At 67.3% G+C, this 18,606-nt stretch carries 13 protein-coding genes; 8 read left to right on the top strand and 5 right to left on the bottom strand.

All coding sequences use genetic code 11. The annotated features are described in order from the left end of the window. Positions 1–906: a subclass B3 metallo-beta-lactamase gene (gene bla, locus BHE75_RS05295; RefSeq protein ID WP_084652944.1), complete on the bottom strand. Its 906-nt coding sequence runs from the start codon at positions 904–906 to the stop codon at positions 1–3. A 106-nt stretch (positions 907–1,012) separates the two neighbouring features. On the opposite strand from bla, the gene BHE75_RS05290 reads away from it, so the two are divergent. After that, positions 1,013–1,858, top strand: coding sequence for a shikimate 5-dehydrogenase (locus BHE75_RS05290; protein WP_070932901.1), 846 nt, complete (start codon positions 1,013–1,015; stop codon positions 1,856–1,858). Between the two features lie 8 nt (positions 1,859–1,866). On the opposite strand, the gene BHE75_RS05285 is transcribed toward BHE75_RS05290, so the two are convergent. Then, positions 1,867–2,880, bottom strand: coding sequence for a LacI family DNA-binding transcriptional regulator (locus BHE75_RS05285; protein WP_070932899.1), 1,014 nt, complete (start codon positions 2,878–2,880; stop codon positions 1,867–1,869). A 67-nt stretch (positions 2,881–2,947) separates the two neighbouring features. On the opposite strand from BHE75_RS05285, the gene BHE75_RS05280 reads away from it, so the two are divergent. The 7 genes from BHE75_RS05280 to BHE75_RS05250 all read left to right on the top strand — a co-directional run bounded on the left by BHE75_RS05280 (position 2,948) and on the right by BHE75_RS05250 (position 17,122). Further along, positions 2,948–4,468: an MFS transporter gene (locus BHE75_RS05280; RefSeq protein ID WP_041864944.1), complete on the top strand. Its 1,521-nt coding sequence runs from the start codon at positions 2,948–2,950 to the stop codon at positions 4,466–4,468. Between the two features lie 559 nt (positions 4,469–5,027). Continuing rightward, on the top strand, positions 5,028–8,489 hold the full coding sequence (locus tag BHE75_RS05275) for a TonB-dependent receptor (protein ID WP_070932897.1): 3,462 nt from the start codon (positions 5,028–5,030) through the stop codon (positions 8,487–8,489). A 71-nt stretch (positions 8,490–8,560) separates the two neighbouring features. After that, on the top strand, positions 8,561–10,126 hold the full coding sequence (locus tag BHE75_RS05270; protein WP_070932895.1) for a tryptophan halogenase family protein: 1,566 nt from the start codon (positions 8,561–8,563) through the stop codon (positions 10,124–10,126). After that, positions 10,123–11,622 carry a tryptophan 7-halogenase gene (locus BHE75_RS05265; RefSeq protein ID WP_070932893.1) on the top strand — a complete coding sequence of 500 codons (1,500 nt, stop codon included), beginning with the start codon at positions 10,123–10,125 and terminating at the stop codon, positions 11,620–11,622. Before BHE75_RS05270 ends, BHE75_RS05265 begins: the two co-directional genes overlap by 4 nt. Further along, complete coding sequence (locus tag BHE75_RS05260; protein ID WP_202192012.1) at positions 11,615–12,655, top strand: cupin-like domain-containing protein; 1,041 nt, start codon at positions 11,615–11,617, stop codon at positions 12,653–12,655. Before BHE75_RS05265 ends, BHE75_RS05260 begins: the two co-directional genes overlap by 8 nt. A 50-nt stretch (positions 12,656–12,705) precedes the next feature. Next, positions 12,706–14,724, top strand: coding sequence for a glycoside hydrolase family 97 protein (locus BHE75_RS05255; protein ID WP_070932891.1), 2,019 nt, complete (start codon positions 12,706–12,708; stop codon positions 14,722–14,724). Between the two features lie 262 nt (positions 14,725–14,986). Then, entirely contained in the window at positions 14,987–17,122 is a 2,136-nt protein-coding gene (locus BHE75_RS05250; RefSeq protein WP_015459612.1) for a sodium-translocating pyrophosphatase, read from the top strand. Positions 17,123–17,190: 68 nt separating this feature from the next. On the opposite strand, the gene BHE75_RS24375 is transcribed toward BHE75_RS05250, so the two are convergent. The 3 genes from BHE75_RS24375 to BHE75_RS05235 are packed head-to-tail and all read right to left on the bottom strand — an operon-like array spanning position 17,191 to position 18,606. Beyond that, positions 17,191–17,364, bottom strand: a complete 174-nt coding sequence (locus BHE75_RS24375; RefSeq protein WP_191225149.1) for a hypothetical protein — start codon at positions 17,362–17,364, stop codon at positions 17,191–17,193. A 4-nt stretch (positions 17,365–17,368) separates the two neighbouring features. After that, positions 17,369–18,070 carry a lysophospholipid acyltransferase family protein gene (locus BHE75_RS05240; protein ID WP_070935516.1) on the bottom strand — a complete coding sequence of 234 codons (702 nt, stop codon included), beginning with the start codon at positions 18,068–18,070 and terminating at the stop codon, positions 17,369–17,371. Between the two features lie 5 nt (positions 18,071–18,075). After that, positions 18,076–18,606 (bottom strand): YdcF family protein, encoded by a 531-nt coding sequence (locus BHE75_RS05235; RefSeq protein ID WP_015459609.1) that lies wholly within the window; start codon positions 18,604–18,606, stop codon positions 18,076–18,078.

The following is an 18,606-nucleotide window of genomic DNA, read 5'->3' as shown; positions in this document are numbered from 1 at the left end:
TCAGCGCCCGCCCGCCGCCTCCTTCGCGAGGCGGGCGTCCAGCACCGCCTCATATTTGTCGGCATAGGCCCGGCAGGCCGCCGGATCGATGAAGGGATTGGGTTCGGCTCCCTGCGCCAGCCGGGCGATCTTCCCGTCGCCGCCCGAATGATCGGGATGCGCCGTCAGCAATATGTCGCACTTCATCGCCCGCACCGTGGCGAAGCTGCGGCGGAAGGCGGCAACCGTCGCCCGGTGGGCCGGATCGGAGAAGCGATAGCCGTCGGCCGAAACCGGGTTCAGGCTCGATCCGAACAGGATGTCGGCGCATCGCGCGCCCTCGCAGCTCCGCCAGGCCCAGCTCATGCTGCCGGTGGTGTGGCCCGGCGTCGCCCGCGCGGTGATCGTCGTGCCGCCCAGCCTGATCCGCTCGCCATCGCGCACCGCGCGCAGCTTCACCACCGGCGGGAAGGCCGCCAGCGTGCCCGCCTGCGGATCGTCCAGCCCGCTCTCGCCCCGCTGCAACAGCGCCGCCGCCCGCACGCTGGCGATCACCGTGGCGCCGCTGTCGCGCGCCAGCGCCGCGAGGCCGCCGGCATGGTCGTAATGCGGCTCCGTGCTCAGGATCAGCCTGACATCCTTCACGTCGAAACCCAGCCGGCGGATATTGTCCTCGATCGCCGGCACGCCCTGCGGCAGCGCGCCGTCGATCAGGATCAGCCCGGCCTCGGTGCGGACCAGCGCCACGGTCATGCCGGCGAAGCCCACCAGATAGGTGTCGCCGAAGATGCGCGCCGGCGCCTGCGGCCGCAGCCAGCGCGCGGCATAATCGGATGCGATCGGCCGCAGCAGCGGATCGTCCGCCGCGGATGCCGAAGGCGCCACGACCACCGGCAGCGCCGCCAGCAAGCCCATCCATGCCTTCACCCGCGCCTCCCGCCTGTCCCGCTCTCCGGCAGAGGGATATCGGCCCCGTCCCGAAAAGCCACCCCGGACCGTGGCGATTTCGGCCCGGCCGGGCTAGGAACGCTCCATGTCCGCCCTTCGCCACCCCGCCCGCCCGCCCATCGGCCGCGACACGCGCCTGTGCATGTCGCTCTCCGCCCGGCCCAGCAATTTCGGATCGCGCTTCCACAACAGCCTCTACGATCAGCTCGGCCTGGATTATGTCTACAAGTCCTTCTCGACGAAGGATCTTCCCGGCGCGATCGGCGGCATCAGGGCGCTCGGCATCCGTGGCTGCGCCATCTCCATGCCCTTCAAGGAAGCCGTCATCCCGCTGCTCGACGGGCTCGAGGGGTCGGCCCGCGCGATCGACAGCGTGAACACGATCGTGAACGATGACGGCCGGCTCACCGGCTACAACACCGATTACAGCGCGGTTCGCGCCCTCCTCGCCCAGGCCGGCATCGGCCGCGACACCCGCTTCATCCTGCGCGGCAGCGGCGGCATGGCCAAGGCGGTCGCCGCCGCGCTGCGCGACGAGGGTGTCGAACGCGGCCTGATCGTCGCCCGCAACGCGGATGCCGGGCCGGCGCTGGCGGCCACATATGGCTATGACTGGGCGGCCGACCTTCCCGACATCGCGGATACCCCGCCGCTCCTCATCAACGTCACCCCGATCGGCATGGCCGGCGGCGACGAGGATGCCCTGCCCTTTCCCGAAGCGATGGTCGCCGCCGCCGATATCGCCTTCGATGTCGTCGCCTTCCCCGTGGAAACCCGCTTCCTCGCGCTGGCGCAAGGGCTGGGCAAGCGGCGCATCACCGGCGCCGAAGTGGCCGTCCTCCAGGCGCTGGAGCAGTTCGTGCTCTATACCGGCGTCACGCCCGATGCCGGGCAAGTCCGCATCGCCGCCGAGGCGGCGCGCGCGGCCTGACGCCCCCCTTACGCCCCGCAGGATTCGCGGACGATAAGGTCGGTCTGCAACCGGCCGGGAAGATTGTCCGGAACCGGATCGAGGATGCGCGAGACCAGCTGGCGGCCGGCATCATAGGTATCCTGGCGGATGGTCGTCAGCGCGGGCGTGCTGAGCCGGCTGAGCAGCATATCGTCATAGCCCACGACCGAAACGTCGCGCGGCACGGCGAGACCGGCGCGACGCAGCGCGCGGATCGCCCCCAGCGCGATCAGGTCGCTCGATGCGACGATGCCGTCGAAGGCCACGTTGCGCCTGAGCAGACGGCTGACGGCGGCCTCCGCCGATTCCAGCTCGAAATCCACCGGCACGTCCAGCTTGGGGTCCGCCTCCAGCCCGGCTTCCTTCAATCCTTCCATATAGCCGCGCCGCCGCTGCACCGCCTCGGGATCGGCGCCGCCCAGGAACATGATCCGCTTGCGCCCCAGCCGGGCGAGATGGCCGGTCGCCCGGCGGCCGCCCAGCAGATTGTCCGACCCGATCGAGCAATAACGCTGCCCCGGCATCTGCGCGCCCCAGACCACGAAGCGCGCATTGGTATCGACCAGGCGATTGAGCGCATCGTGCAGCATCGCCTGGCCGAGGAAGATCACCCCGCTGGCCCGGCTGGTGGTGACGGCTGAGACGAGATCCTCATAGCTGGCCGGCGCGGTGTGGCTGACGGTGAAATCGCAATCCCGCGCGCGCGCCGCCTCGCCGATGCTGGCGAGAAGCTCGAGGAAGAAGGGGTGCGACAAGGGCAGCGGCCGGCCGCGCATGTGCGGCGTCACGATCGCGATCGATCCTTCCGCGCCGATCGGCCCGGCCGGCATATAGGGGCGGAAGGGATAATCATGCTCGCGCGCCAGCGCCCAGATGCGCTGCTTGGTGCGCGTGCTGATCAGCGGATGATCGTTGAGCGCACGCGACACCGTGGATATCGATACCCCGGCAAGCTGCGCCAGATCCTGCAGCGTGGTATTGCTGTTGCTACTGCTGGTCATTGCGCTCAAGCTGAACGTGGGGCGAATGCGAGCACCTTAGCGCATCAAAGGGGGGCCTTTGCAAGCGATGGACAGACATGCCGGCCGCTGCACGGTGATCCGGCCGCGCCTTTCCTTCATGCAGATATGGAACATGTGCTGCGGCCTGTTCGGCGTGCAGATCGTGTGGGGGCTCCAGAACGCCAACACCAGCCGCATCTTCCAGACGCTGGGTGCCGACGTGGACGAGTTGGCGATCCTGTGGATCGCGGCGCCGATCACCGGGCTGCTGGTGCAGCCGATCATCGGCTATCTGAGCGACCGCACCTGGACCCCGCTCGGCCGGCGGCGGCCCTATCTGCTCGGCGGCGCGATCCTGACGGCGATCGCGCTGTTCGCCATGCCCAACGCGCCGACGCTCTGGGCGGCCAGCGTGATGCTGTGGGTGCTGACCGCCTCGGTCAACATCGCGATGGAGCCGTTCCGCGCGCTCGTGGCGGATACCCTGCCGGAGGAGCAGCGCGCCCAGGGCTTCGCGATGCAGGTGTTCTTCATCGGCGCCGGGGCGGTCTTCGCCTGCGCCCTGCCATGGATACTCACCCACTGGTTCGGCATGAGCAGCCGGGGCGAGCCGCACATGCTGGCGCAATCGGTGCGGCTGGCTTTCTATATCGGCGGTGCCTTCGTTCTCGCCGCCGTGGCGTGGACCGTGTTCACCACGCCGGAACGCCCGCCGGCCAGCCTTGCCGCCGATGCGTGGGGGCCGCCGCCGCACACCGTGCCGAGCGCGGAGGGCGCCGCCTCGCTGATCCGGGGCGGCATATTCTGGATGACGGGGGGCGCCGCCGTCGCGCTGGTCGCGGCCTGGGTGCGCTACGAACGGGAAGTCTATGTCGTGGCGGCCATCGCCGTGGCGTTCGGCCTCGCCCAGCTCGCCACCGTGTGGCGGCGACGGCGCGGCCATAGCGCACTCGGCATGCTGGAGATCGTGGAGGACATCCTCCACATGCCCGATGTGCTGCGGCGCCTCGCCATCGTGCAATTCTTCACCTGGTTCGGCCTGTTCGCCATGTGGATCTACACCATCCCGGCCGTGGCCGCGCGCCACTACGGCACCACCGATCCGGGCTCCGCCGCCTATAATGCCGGCGCCGACTGGGTGGGCGTGCTGTTCGCGGGTTATAATGGCGTCGCGGCCGTCATGGCGCTGGCCCTGCCCCGCATCGGCGCGCGCATCGGCAAGCGGATCACCCACGCGACCTGCCTCGCCCTCGGCGCGCTCGGGCTGGCGGGTTTCCTGCTGATCGACGATCCGCGTCTGCTGTGGATACCCATCATCGGCATCGGCTGCGCCTGGGCGTCGATCCTCTCCATCCCCTATGCGCTGCTTGCCGATGCGGTGCCCGTGCACAAGACCGGCGTCTATATGGGCATTCACAACATGTTCCTCGTCCTGCCCCAATTGGTCGCCGCCACCGTGCTCGGCCCGCTGGTCGGCCACGGCTTCGGCGGACAGGCGATATTCGCGATCGCGCTGGCCGCCGGCTGCCTCATGCTGGCGGCCCTGTGCGCGCTCGCCATACCGCGCCCCGCGAGCCAGCACGGCTGAACCGCCGCCTCCCGCGCAACCGTTTATGCAAATTTTGCACTGACAGGACAAGAGCCCGGCAATTTTTCTCTCCCGACAAACAACGTCATCCAGCGCCGGCAGCCCAGTATCCGGCATTATCCCGTCAAAATCCGTAATTTAATATCGCCATATGGTCACATATCGTCATTTTCCACCGGCCAAATAGTTCTTGCACTCTCCGCAAACTTACGCAAAGTTGCGCAAATCGAAGCATCGACGCGGCTTTGCGCGCCGATTCGATTCGAGGAGATGGCACGGCGGCGGCATGGATCGCCCCGGCCGGAGAGGAGGGGGACCGATGGAATCGCGCATGACATGCGCCTCACGCGGGCCGGGGCCAGGCATCGCCGCTCCGGGCGCCAGGTCCGGCCACCACCAATTGATCGGGAAGCATCCGGGACGGCCCAGCAGGCCGGAACCGGCTTTCGACGCGAATCCCGCATGACAAAGCGGGGCGGCAGCGCCCCGGCTTCGATTGCGTGAACAACGCCGCGCCCCGCGAGGGGACACGGCATGATGGGGAAAAGGGGAGTTTAGCATGAGGGACGTGCGTTCGAATCGCGCCTGCGGCGCCATTCTGAGAGGCGGCGCATCGCTGACGGTGCTTGCGCTGGTCGGCTTCGGCACAGCGACGCAGGCGTTCGCCGAGGATCAGATCACCGCCGCCAACGTCGCGATCACCGCGGCCGAGGCCGCCAATGCCGCGCCCGCGGAAGCCGCGGACAGGGAAAATCCGAGCGACATCGTCGTCGTCGGCGTGCGCGGCGCCCTCGCCAGCGCGCAGAACATCAAGAAGAACGCCGACACCGTCGTCGATTCGATCACCGCGACCGACATCGGCGCCTTCCCGGACAAGTCGGTGTCCGAGGCGCTCCAGCGCGTTCCCGGCATCACCGTCTCCCGCCTGCAGTCGAGCGACGACAGCACGCACCCCTCGGGCGAGCCGACCAGCGTCCTCGTGCGCGGCCTGCCGCAGGTCCGCACCGAGTTCAACGGCCGCGACAGCTTCTCCGCCGATGCCTCGCGCGGGCTGAACTTCAACGACGTCTCGCCCGAACTGATGGCCGGCGTCGACGTCTATAAGAACCAGACGGCCGAGATGATCGAAGGCGGCATCGCCGGCACGGTCAACCTCCGCACCCGCCTGCCCTTCGATCAGGACGGCCTGCTAGTCTCGGGCAACCTGAAGGGGAATTATGGCGACCGGTCCGACAAATGGACCACCGAATATTCGGGCATCGTCAGCTATTCGAAGGAAACCGACGCCGGCCGCTTCGGCCTGATGGCCAATTACGCCCGCTCGCACGTGGTGACGCGCACCGAAAGCGTCATCATGGACAAGATCGACACCTATTGCTCGGCCGGTGCGCTCGCCCCCGATGGCGAGACCGGCATAATCGGGCCGGACGGCAATGTCGTCTGCACGGCCAATCCCTTCGGCGGAAACAACTGGGCCTTCATTCCCGATGGCGTCCGCTTCTCGCAGGTCGATTATGATCGCACCCGCCACGGCGTGGCGCTTGCGGCGCAATATGAGAATCCGACCGGCAATTTCCGTGCCACCGCGCAATATACCCAGTCGAAATATCACAACGCCTGGCTGGAACGCGCCGCGCATACGAAATTCGAAGGCGGCTATTACGGATCGTCCGCCTTCCGCCCGCGCGCGAGCAGCAACCTGGGTCCGGCGCCCGGCACCGGCAGCCTGATCTTCGGCGCGGACGGCATGCTCACCTCCGGCACGCTGACCGGCGGCACCGGCGACTGGGGCGGCAGCACCGAGGACAATATCAATCGCGGCTCCGCGGTTCCCGGCCTTCCCTTCGTCAATTATTGCGGCGCCGGATCGAATTGCGAAACCCAGCGCCAGGGCCTCTATCTGGAAAATGAGGCGCGCAATTTCGACCATAAGGAAAACACGAAGGATTTCTCCTTCAACGTCAAATGGGACCCGACGGACCGGCTGCACGCCAGCTTCGACGTCCAGCGCATCACCGCCTCGACCGACAATTACGACATCCTCGTCGCCACCGGATCGATGGCGAACATGCAATATAGCGTGAACAAGGATGGCACGCCGCAGGTCAACCTGCTGCCCGGCTCCAACGTCAATTATGCCGAAGGCGGCCTCGCCAACCCGCATAATTACTGGATGCCGTTCATCCAGGCCCATCTGGAGGACAATAACGCCAAGGAAACCGCGCTGCGCGGCGACGTCGAATATGAATTCGACGACAATAGCTGGATCAACTCGCTGAAGGTCGGCGTCCGCTATGCCGATCGCAGCCAGACGGTGCGCTATTCCACCTTCAACTGGACGCCGATCGCGGCCCCTTATTACAATTGCAACGGCCCGGGCTTCAACATCGACAACACGTCGCCCGCCCCCTACCCCACCGCCTGCGCCAACGGCCGCCCGGATTTCCAGGGCTATGGATCGGGCATCTGGGAGTCGGTCGGCCTCGGCAAGGATTTCTACAACGGCAACGTCTTCCCCAACACCAACCTCGTCTTCATGAACCGCAAGACGTTGCAGGATCGCCAGGGGCTGCCGGAGGCCGTGAGCGGCCCGGCCACGAATTCGCCCCTCCCGCCGGGCTGGGTGCCGATCTGCGACCGGCCGGGGCTGCCGGAGAATAGCTGCTTCCTGCCGCAGGAAGTGATGCACGTGAAGGAAAAGACCACCGCCGGCTACATCATGATGCGGTTCGGCGGGGACGATAAGACGATCTTCAACGACGTCACCGTCCAGGGCAATGTCGGCGTCCGCGTGGTCCACACGGAAATCACCAGCACCGGTTCGGTGGGCTTCCCCACCAATACCGATCTCACCCGATTGCTGGAATCGCCGTGCGGCGATCCGCTCGGGCCGAACTCGGTGGTGAATCCGGCCTGCTACCTGACCGACGACATCCTGGCCTTCGCCGATGCGTCTAACCTGCCCAACACGTTCAAGACCTCCTATACGCACGCCCTGCCCAGCCTGAACGTGCGCTTCGGCCTGGACGACAAGCAGTTCATCCGCTTCGCGGCGTCGCGGGCGATATCGCGCCCCGATTTCGGCCTGCTTCGGAACTATGTTTCGATCCAGACGCCGGTCATCGATACGGCGCCGGATTCGCCTTATGTGGTCTACACCTCGCCCGACGCGCCGCACACGCCGGAGAATGTGAAGGGCTACAACTTCCTGTTCCGGGCGGAATCGGGCTATGCGGCGCTCAAGCCGGTGCGGGCCGACCAGTTCGACCTCACCTATGAACGCTATATGGGCAATAACAGCGCGCTCAGCGTCGGCGCCTTCTACAAGAAGCTGCATGGCAGCTTCTCCTATGGCGAATTCGGCCGCGAATTCACCAACGACGCCGGATCGAAGCAGACCGTGCTGATGCGCGGTCCCCGCAACCAGAAGGGCGGCGGCGAGCTTTACGGCGTCGAAGCGGCCTACCAGACCTTCTTCGATTTCCTGCCCGGCCTGCTGAGCGGCCTCGGCATGCAGGCCAACTACACCTATGTCCACCAGTCGGGCATCAACAACTCGAACCTCGTGACCCAGGGCGCGCTCGATGCCGGCGGCACCGGCGGATTCGGCGCGGGCCTGGACGTGACCGGCAACCGCGGCGCGGTGATCGACTCCCATCGCCTGGCGGGCATCTCCACGCACTCGTTCAACGTGGTGGGGCTGTATGAAAAGGGTCCGGTCGGCTTCCGTCTCGCCTATAACTGGCGGTCGCGCTTCCTGACCAACAACCTCGATTGCTGCATCGGCCTGCCGGTGTTCCAGAAGTCGGCCGGTTTCCTCGACGGATCCATCCGCTTCTCGGTGAACCAGTTCATCGAGCTTTCGGTCGAAGCCTCCAACCTGCTCGATACCAAGACGGTCTATCAGCAGCAGATCTTCGGCGACTCGATCGTCACGCCGAGTGCGAAGGCGGTCTATCGCGATGCCGGCTGGAACCGCGTCGACCGGCGCTTCCAGTTCGGCGCCCGCTTCAAGCTCTGATCCCCACTGGCGTCGCCGCAGGTCTCCCGCGGCGACGCCGATTTTTCCGGTCCGAACATCGGGGGCGGCACATGCAGGCAAATGAAGCGGTGGCAAGATCCCGGTTGAGGATCGTCATCGTCGGCGGGGGTTCCGCCGGCTGGATGTGCGCGGCCGGCCTTGCCCGGCTCCTGCCCGCGACCGACTATGACATCACCCTGATCGAATCCGACGAGATCGGGACGGTGGGCGTGGGCGAAGCGACGCTCCCCCACATCAAGACCTTCAACGACATGCTCGGGATCGACGAGGCGGAGTTCCTGCGCGAAACCCAGGGCACCTTCAAGCTCGGCATCGAATTCGTCGGCTGGGACCGGCCGGGCGATCGCTACATCCACCCCTTCGGCGCCTTCGGCGAGCCCTGGGTGGGCGTCGATTTCCAGCATCATTGGGTGCGGGCGGCGCAAGCCGGCTTCGATCCCGGCCCGATCCAGGATTATTCCTTCGCCGTCGCCGCCGCGCGCGCCGATGCCTTCGAATTCCCCGATGGCGATCGCAACTCGATCCGCTCCACCTATGCCTATGCCTATCATTTCGACGCCGGCCTCTATGCGGCCTTCCTGCGCCGCTGGGCGACGGCGCGGGGCGTGCGCCGGATCGAGGGGCAGGTGATCGATGTCGGTCACAACGCCATATCCGGCCATGTCGAGACGCTGCGCCTGAAATCGGGCGCGACGCTGGCGGGCGACATCTTCGTCGATTGCAGCGGCTTCCGGTCGCTGCTGCTCGGCGGGGTCATGGGCGTCGCATGGCAGGACTGGAGCGAGTGGCTGCCCTGCGACCGCGCGCTCGCCGTGCCGTGCCGGCGGACGACCGCGCTCACCCCCTATACCCGCGCCACCGCGCAGCGGGCGGGCTGGACGTGGCGCATCCCGCTCCAGCATCGGGTGGGCAACGGCTATGTCTTCTCCAGCCGTTACTGCGACGAGGATCAGGCCCGCGAAACCCTGCTCGCCGCGATCGAGGGCGAGCCGCTGGCCGAGCCCCACCTGCTCCGCTTCGCCGCCGGCCGCCGCGCGCTTGCCTGGGAACGCAACTGCATCGGCATCGGCCTGGCCGGCGGCTTCCTGGAACCGCTGGAATCGACCAGCATCTTCCTGATCCAGGCGGCGGTGATCGATCTCGCCAGCCTGATGCCCACGCCCGGCTTCGGCAATCGCATGGACCCGCGGCTGATCGCCGAATTCAATCGCCTGTTCGAGATCCAATATGATCGGGTGCGCGATTTCCTGGTGCTGCATTATGCCGCCAACAGCCGCGAGGGCGAGCCGCTGTGGGATCATGTCCGCGCCATGCGGCTGCCCGACAGCCTGACCCACAAGATCGAGCTGTTCGAGGCCAGCGCCGCCGCGCCCGATTACACTTACGGCCTCTTTTCCCGCGACAGCTGGCTTTCCGTGCTGTTCGGCCAGGGGCTGCGGCCCCGCGCCTATAACCGGCTGGCCGATCATCTTCCCCTGGAAGAGCTGGAAAGGCGGATGCGCGACCTCAGGAGCCGCATCGCCGCCAATGCCGGGCTGATGACGGCGCAGGAGGATTTCATCGCCGGCTACTGCACCGCGTCGCCCCCTGCCCCGCCGATGGAGAGCGCGGCATGAGCGCGCCGATCGAGACGGTCGTCATCGTCGGCAGCGACACGACGCTGTGGCTGGCGGCGGCCGTCCTGCGCAATGCGTTGCGACCGGCGGGGCTGGCGGTCGAGGCGGTCGAGCTGCCGGCCACGCTCCGCCCCGCCGACGTCCACGCCACCCTGCCGCCGCTGGAGGCGCTGCACGCGCAGCTCCGCATCGACGAGAAGGCGCTGTTGCGTAGCACGGGCGGCGCCTTCTCGCTCGGCCAGAACTTCACCGATACCAGCGGCGCGGCGACCGCCTTCCTGCACGCCTATGGCTCGTGCGGCGCGCCGATCGAGGATCGCGAATTCTTCGCTTACTGGCTGAAGGCCCGGCGGCTCGGCCTGGGGGTGCCGCTGGACGATTTCTCGCTCACCGCATCGGCCGCCCGCCATGGCCGGCTGATGATCCCGGATGATGAGACCGATCGTTACGGCCGCGCGGACTATGGCTATCACCTGCCCGCCCTCGCTTATGCCCGCAGCCTGAAGATGCTGGCGATCCGCGATGGCGTGCGGGCGCACGAGACCAGCGCGCTCGGCATCGCCCTCGATCCCGACAGAGGCACGATCAAGGCGGTGGAGCTGGAAGGCGGCCGGCGCATCGAGGGCCAATTGTTCATCGACGCCACCGCCGACGCCCGGCTGATCGGCCGCGCGCTCGGCGTGCGCGTGGAAAGCTGGCGCGATCACTTCCCCGTCGACCGGGTTCTCGCCGCCACCGGCCCGCGCTTCGCCTCGATCCCCATCTATGCCGAGGTGCGCGCGTCCGAAGGCGGCTGGACGGCACTCCATCCGACCCAGGCCGCGACCCATGTCGTCCATGCCTATGCCAGCGCTTCCGCCAGCGACGAGGAAGCGGCGGTGGCGGCCGCCCGCGCGGCGGGCATGCCGATCGCCGACATCGCGATACGATCGCCGGAGCCCGGACGCCGCGAAAGCGCGTGGGCCGGCAATTGCGTGGCGATCGGGGCGGCCGCCTGCACCTTCGATCCGGTCCATGGCGTCGATCTGCACGCCGCCCAGCTCGGGCTGGTGCACCTGCTGTCCTTTTTCCCCGCCGGAACCGATCATGCGGCCGAGCGCGCGGAATATAACCGGATCATGCGATCGGGCCTCTGCCGGCTGCGCGATTTCCAGTCCGCTCATTATGCGCTCAACCGCTATGGAGACGCCCCTTTCTGGACGACGGCGCGCGAAGCGGTGCTGCCGGCCGAGCTCGCGCAGGACATCGCCACCTTCCGCGCGCGCGGCCTCGTCGCGCCGCGCGAGGATGAAAGCTTCTCCCCCGATAGCTGGCGCGCCCTGTTCGTCGGCCATGGCACCGTGCCGGAAAGCTATATCCCGGCGGTCGATACCGTGCCGGCCGATATGGTGAAGGAACATTTCCGGCGGATGCTGGGCTTCGTGCGCGATCAGGTGATGCGCCAGCCCACGCACGATCAGTATCTGGACGGCATCGGCGGGGCTTCCCGTGGCTGAAGCGGCGCGCCTCGATCCCATGGCGGCGATATTCGATATCGATGCCCTGCCCGAGGTGGCGGCGATCGCGCGCCCGGCGGATATCGCGGCACTGGTCGCGGCGGAAACGCCCGTTGTCGTCAAGGGCCTCGTCGATGCCTGGCCGGCGGCGGCGATCGGCCGGCGATCGCCGCAACAGCTCAACGCCTATCTCAAGGCCATGGATCGCGGCGCGCCCGGCCCGGTGATGGAGGCCCCGGCGCGCGGCGGCGGACGGTTCGGCTACGGGCCGGACATGCGCGAATTCAGCTTCACCAGGCGCCAGGCCCGGATCGGCGAGACGCTGGACCGGATGGAACGCCTGATCGGCCAGCCCAATGCGCCGTTCGTGGCGATCCAGATGCTGCCGCTCGCCAGCCATCTGCCAGATTTCGCAGCGGCCAACCCGATGCCGCTGCTGCCGGGGGTGATGCCCCTGCTGTGGATCGGCGGCCCCGTCCGGTCACAGACCCATAATGACCGCGACCATAACCTGGCCTGCGTCATCGCCGGGCGGCGGCGCTTCCTGCTCTTTCCGCCCGATCAGGTCGGCAATCTCTATATCGGCCCACCCGATCGGCCGCCGCCCTTGTCGCTGGTCGATCCCGAGGCGCCGGACCTCGATCGCTTCCCGCGTTTCCGCGCGGCGATGGCGGCCGCCCGCGTCGCCCGGCTTGATCCCGGCGACGCGCTGTTCCTGCCCCGTTACTGGTGGCACCACGTCACCTCGCTCGATCCCTATAATGCGATGGTGAACTATTGGTGGGGCGGCGCGCCCGCCGGGATCGAGAATCCCAACGACATCTTCCAGGCGGCGCTGCTTGCCATCAAGGAGCTGCCCGACAGCGAGCGGGCCTATTGGCGCGCGATGTTCGACGCCCATGTCTTCCGCGCGGAGGACGATGCCGTCGCGCATATCCCGCCCGATCTGCGCGGCCCCCTTGGCCCGATGCGCCCTGGCCAGCGCGCCGCCCTGAAGCAGCAGTTGCTGGCCGCGCTCGCCCGATCGCCATGATGCCCGGCCGAACCTTCCCCTTTTCCTCCCCACGAAAGAGATCCGCCCTGATGATCCTCCGTCCGCTTGCCCTTATCGCCGCGCTCGGCCTGCCTGTCGCAGCACAGGCGGCCAACCGCGAATGCGCGCAGTCGCCTGGCAAGGTGATCGAGCTGTGCGTGTTCGTGGATCAGGGCCAGGCCTTCTACCAGGTCAGCCGGCGCGGTGTGCCGGTGCTGGCCCCTTCCACGCTCGGCCTCGGCTTCGCCGGCGAACCGCGGGCGCGCTACACCGCGCTCGGCAATGCGCGCCGCGCCGCGGTGGACACCCAGTGGGAACAGCCCTGGGGCGAACAGCGGCTGATCCGCGACAATCATAACGAGCTGGCCGTGACGCTTACCGGCGATACCCCGCTCAACAGCAGCGTCGGCGTCACCTTCCGCCTGTTCGATGACGGCATCGGCTTCCGCTACGATTATGGCGCGATACCCGCTGGCCAGGCCGTGTCCGTCACCGCCGACCATAGCCAGTTCCGCACGGTCGGCGCCTATCAGGCCTGGTGGTATGAGGCGCTGGGGCAGGAGCGCGACGAATATCTCTACACGCAGACCGACGCCCGCCGCATCACGCTGGCCGAAACGCCGCTGACGATGAAGGGCGAGAACGGCCTTTACCTTTCCTTCCACGAAGCCGCCCTGGTCGATTTCCCGAGCATGCTGCTGGCCGGCGACGGCGCGGGCACGCTCAGCGCGCGGCCGATGCCCTGGCCGGATGGCGTGCTGGCCCGCAAGACCGGCCCCTTCACCACCCCCTGGCGCACCGTCCTGATCGGGGAGAGCGCCGGGGCGCTGGCGGACAGCCGGATCGAGCTCAACCTGAACGAGCCCAGCCGCATCGCCGACATATCCTGGTTCAAGCCGACCAAATATGTCGGCGTATGGTGGGAGATGCACCTCAAGAAGACGACATGGGGCAGCGGCCCCACGCATGGCGCCAACACCGCCAATGTCGAACGCTACATGGATTTCGCCGCCAAATATGGTTTCGGCGGGGTGCTGGTGGAAGGCTGGAACAAGGGCTGGGACGGCGAATGGACCGAGCATGGCGACCAGTTCAGCTTCACCGAGCCCTATCCCGATTTCGATATCCGGGCGATCACCGCTTATGGCAAGGCCAAGGGGGTCGAGCTGATCGGCCATCATGAAACCGGCGGGGCGGTGGTGAATTACGCGGCCCAGCTTGAGGACGCGATGAAGCTCTATCAGGATGTCGGCGTCTCGGTCGTCAAGACCGGCTATGTGAAGCATAGCGGCGACATCCTGGACGAGAATGGCGGCAAGCAGTGGTTCGCCGGCCAATATATGGTTCGCCATCACCTGCATGCCGTGGAGGTCGCGGCCGCGCACCGGATTGCGATCGACGCTCACGAACCGGTGAAGGATACCGGGCTGCGCCGCACCTGGCCCAACATGATCAGCCGCGAAGGCGCGCGCGGGCAGGAATTCAACGCCTGGGGCACGCCGACCAATCCGCCCGAGCATACGGTGATCCTGCCCTTCACCCGCATGCTCGCGGGGCCGATGGATTATACGCCTGGCATCTTTGACATCACCCACGGCAAGGCGGAGGTGACCGAGCGGGTCCAGTCCACGCTGGCCACCCAGCTTGCCCTCTATGTGGTGCTATACAGCCCCGTGCAGATGGCAGCCGACCTGCCGGAGAATTACGAGGCGCGGCCCGATGCCTTCCAGTTCATCCGCGACGTGCCGACCGACTGGGAGACGTCCAGGACGCTCGCGGGCGAGATCGGCGACTATATCGTCGTCGCCCGCCAGCCGCGCGGCGGCAAGGACTGGTTCCTCGGCGCGCTGACCGACGAGGAAGCCCGCACCCTCGGCCAGCCGCTGACATTCCTCACCCCCGGCAAGCGTTACGAGGCGCAGATCTATCGCGACGGGCCGGATGCCGATTACCGCACCAATCCGACCGCGCTCGTCACCGAACGCAGGATCGTGACCAGCAAGGACGTGCTGACCTTCAACCTCGCGCCGGGCGGCGGCACCGCGATCCGCTTCAAGCTGCTGAACTGAAGGGGGAGGCGGGGTGCACCGTCGATCGGGCCGCATCCCGCCAGCCGCCATATCGATCTGTTGCGCCGGCACCTTCCGAGCATTGCCGAACAGCCAATAATTCGAATTGGCGACATGATGCGGACAGCCGTTTTTCCTTGTCCGTCACGGGATTGCCAAAGTCGATTCCCCCCCTATTCTGCCCGTCCAGCGTGAAGGGGCGGCACGAACGCACGAGAACGCCGGCCCGAACCTTCGCGCCCCAACAGGGGAAGGAGATCGGATGCCTATCGTCTATCTGGCCATAGCCTGCGGCGTCATCGCCATATTATACGGTTTGCTTACCAGTCGACAGGTTCTCGCCGCATCGCCCGGCAATGAGAAGATGCAGGATATCGCTGCCGCCATCCAGGAAGGCGCGCAGGCCTATCTGGGGCGGCAATATCGCACCATCGCCATCGTCGGCGTCGTGGTGGCGGCGCTGGTCCTGTATTTCCTGGGGCGCATATCGGCGGTCGGTTTCGTCATCGGCGCCGTGCTTTCCGGCGTCACCGGCTATATCGGCATGAACATCTCGGTTCGCGCCAATGTCCGCACCGCGGAAGCCGCGCGCGGCAGCCTGCAGGGCGGGCTCACCCTCGCCTTCCGCGCGGGCGCCGTCACCGGTATGCTCGTGGCGGGGCTGGGCCTGCTCGCGATCGCGATCTTCTTCTGGTATCTGACCGGGCCGGGCGGCATGTCGCTCGACATCCCCGAACAGAAGCGCGTGGTGATCGACGCGCTGGTGGCGTTGGCCTTCGGCGCCTCTCTGATCTCCATCTTCGCGCGCCTCGGCGGCGGCATCTTCACCAAGGCGGCGGACGTCGGCGCTGACCTCGTCGGCAAGGTCGAGGCCGGCATCCCCGAGGACGATCCCCGCAACCCCGCCGTGATCGCGGACAATGTGGGCGACAATGTCGGCGACTGCGCCGGCATGGCGGCCGACCTGTTCGAAACCTATGTCGTGACGCTCGGCGTGACGATGGTTTCGATCGCCCTGCTCATCACCGCGGCGCCCGCCGAGTTGGGCGCGCTGATGTCGTTGCCGCTGGCGATCGGCGGCGTGTGCATCATCACCTCGATCATCGGCACCTACATGGTGCGGCTGGGCAAGAGCCAGTCGATCATGGGCGCGCTCTACAAGGGCTTCTGGACATCGGCGATCCTGGCGGTGCCGGCCTTCTGGTTCGTCACCAACTGGGCGCTCGCCGGCTATGGCGGCATGGCGGCCACCTTCACGATCAACGATTTCAGCGGCAGCCCGATCGTCTTCACGGCGCTGGACCTGTTCTGGTGCATGCTGACGGGCCTTGCCGTGACCGGCGCGATCGTGTGGATCACCGAATATTATACGGGCACCAACTTCCGCCCGGTGCGATCGATCGCCCGCGCATCGGAAACCGGCCACGGCACCAATGTGATCCAGGGCCTGGCGATCAGCCTGGAGGCGACCGCGCTGCCGACGCTGGTGATCGTCGTCGCGGTGGTGCTGGCCTATCAGCTCGCCGGCATCGTCGGCCTCGCCTTCGGCGCCACCGCCATGCTGGCGCTGGCCGGCATGGTCGTGGCCCTCGACGCCTACGGCCCGGTAACGGACAATGCCGGCGGCATCGCCGAAATGGCGGGGCTGGACGATAGCGTCCGGGTCAAGACCGACGCGCTCGACGCGGTGGGCAACACGACCAAGGCCGTGACCAAGGGCTATGCCATCGGTTCGGCGGGGCTGGCGGCGCTGGTGCTGTTCGGTGCCTACACCACCGATCTCGGCATCTTCTTCCCGGAACTGAACGTCAACTTCTCGCTCGGCAATCCCTACGTCATCGTCGGGCTGCTGCTGGGGGCGCTGCTGCCCTATCTGTTCGGCGCCTTCGGCATGACCGCCGTGGGCCGCGCCGCCGGATCGGTGGTAGAGGAAGTCCGCGCCCAGTTCCGCGACAATCCGGGGATCATGGCGGGCACCAGCCGGCCGAATTATGCCCGCACGGTCGACCTCGTCACCAAGGCCGCGATCAAGGAGATGATCATCCCCTCGCTGCTGCCGGTGCTGGCGCCGATCGTCGTGTTCTTCGCCATCCGCGCGGTGGCGGGCGAGGCCAACGGCTTCGCGGCGCTGGGCGCGCTGCTGCTCGGCGTGATCGTGTCCGGCCTGTTCGTCGCCATCTCGATGACGTCGGGCGGCGGCGCGTGGGACAATGCCAAGAAATATATCGAGGACGGCCATCATGGCGGCAAGGGCAGCGACGCCCACAAGGCGGCCGTGACCGGCGACACGGTGGGCGATCCCTATAAGGACACCGCCGGCCCGGCGGTGAACCCGATGATCAAGATCACCAACATCGTAGCACTGCTGCTGCTGGCGGCGCTCGCCCACGCGGGCTGAATTTCCTGAAGAATGCTGGCCCGTCCGGAGCGATCCGGGCGGGCTTTCTTTTCGGCCGGGCGCGGGGCCTACCGTCCTTTCCGCTCGTCCCGTTCCTCGATCCGGTCCATCGCCTCGTCAAATTCCTCGATCGCCTCGGGCGTCGCGTCGTGGCGATTTTCCTGCTGGCTCAGGCGCCGGTTGACCTCCCAGCCGAGCATGACGGCGATGAGCAGGAACAGCAGACCGACAAGGTAGAGCACCGCATCATCCTCCTTCGGCGAGCGTATCGAGCGCATTGATCCGTTGGTGCACCGCCGTCTCTATCTCGGTGCGGGGCAGCCCTGGCGGAAGCAGATCGGCGAACCGGAAGGTGACGATGCCGGCATGGCGCACGAAGCCGTGCCGGGGATAGAGCCTGCCGCTGTCGATCGCGACCGCCGCGACCGGCAGGCTCAGCGACTTGTAGAGGCCGGCGAATCCCGCCCGCAGCGGCGGCTGCTGGCCCGGCGGAACGCGCGTCCCTTCCGGGAAGATCAGGATCGACCGCCCTTCGGCGATCGCCGCCCTGCCCGCGACCAGCATCCGGCGGAGCGCCGCCGCCGATCCGGTGCGATCCACCGGGATGGCGCCGTAACGCCGCGCGATCGTGCCCCAGCCGGGCATGTCCGCCAGCTCGCGCTTCAGCACCACGGCGGGTTCGTGAAGGACGCGGAGCAGTTCCAGCGTCTCATACATCGACTGGTGCTTGGCGGCGATCAGCACGCAGCCCTCGGGCACCGGCCCCTCGATCCGGCTGCGGATGCCGAGCAGGTTGCGCGCGCACCAGCTGTGGAAGCGCGTCCATCCCACCGCATGGCGGCGCAACGCCGCCGGGCCGGCCAGCGCCACCGGAAAGGCGACCAGCACGGCCACGACCGATCCGGGATAGAAGACCAGTGCGAACAGCAACGAACGGAGAAACGCCATCGGCTTCATATTCCCAGCGGCGCCGCCACCCGGCGCAGCAGATATTTATGATATTCGGTGAAGAGGACGCCGAGGCCCGGCTCGCTCGGCACCGCATCGGCCAGCAGCAGCACATTGCCGCCCAGCACGCGCGACAGCTCGAAACGGGCGCGGCGCATATGCCAGTCGGTGGTGACGAGCCGGACCGAGCGATAATGGTGGCGCGTCACCCATTCCACCGTCTCGTCGGCGTTGGATCGGGTATCGACCGCCTCATTGCCCAGATCGACGCAGCAATCGACCAGCTTTAGCGGTGCGCCATAGGCCTCCGCGAACTCGGCCGGGCGCACACGGCGGTCGGCGCCCGATACCAGCATCCGTTTCGCCTTGTTGCGTTCGAGCAGGTGCAGCCCGCGCTGGATGCGGCCCGGCCCGCCGGTCAGCACGACGATCGCGTCGGTCGTGCGATCGTCCGCCGGGCCGGGCATCGCGATGGCGAACCAGGCGAAGCCCAGCATCCAGAGGAGCAGCGCGCCGGCGACGATGCGCGAGATCAT

This window comes from Edaphosphingomonas haloaromaticamans (assembly GCF_001853345.1).
Lineage (GTDB): Bacteria > Pseudomonadota > Alphaproteobacteria > Sphingomonadales > Sphingomonadaceae > Sphingomonas_E > Sphingomonas_E fennica.
This window is presented reverse-complemented; position numbering and strand designations above follow the sequence as displayed.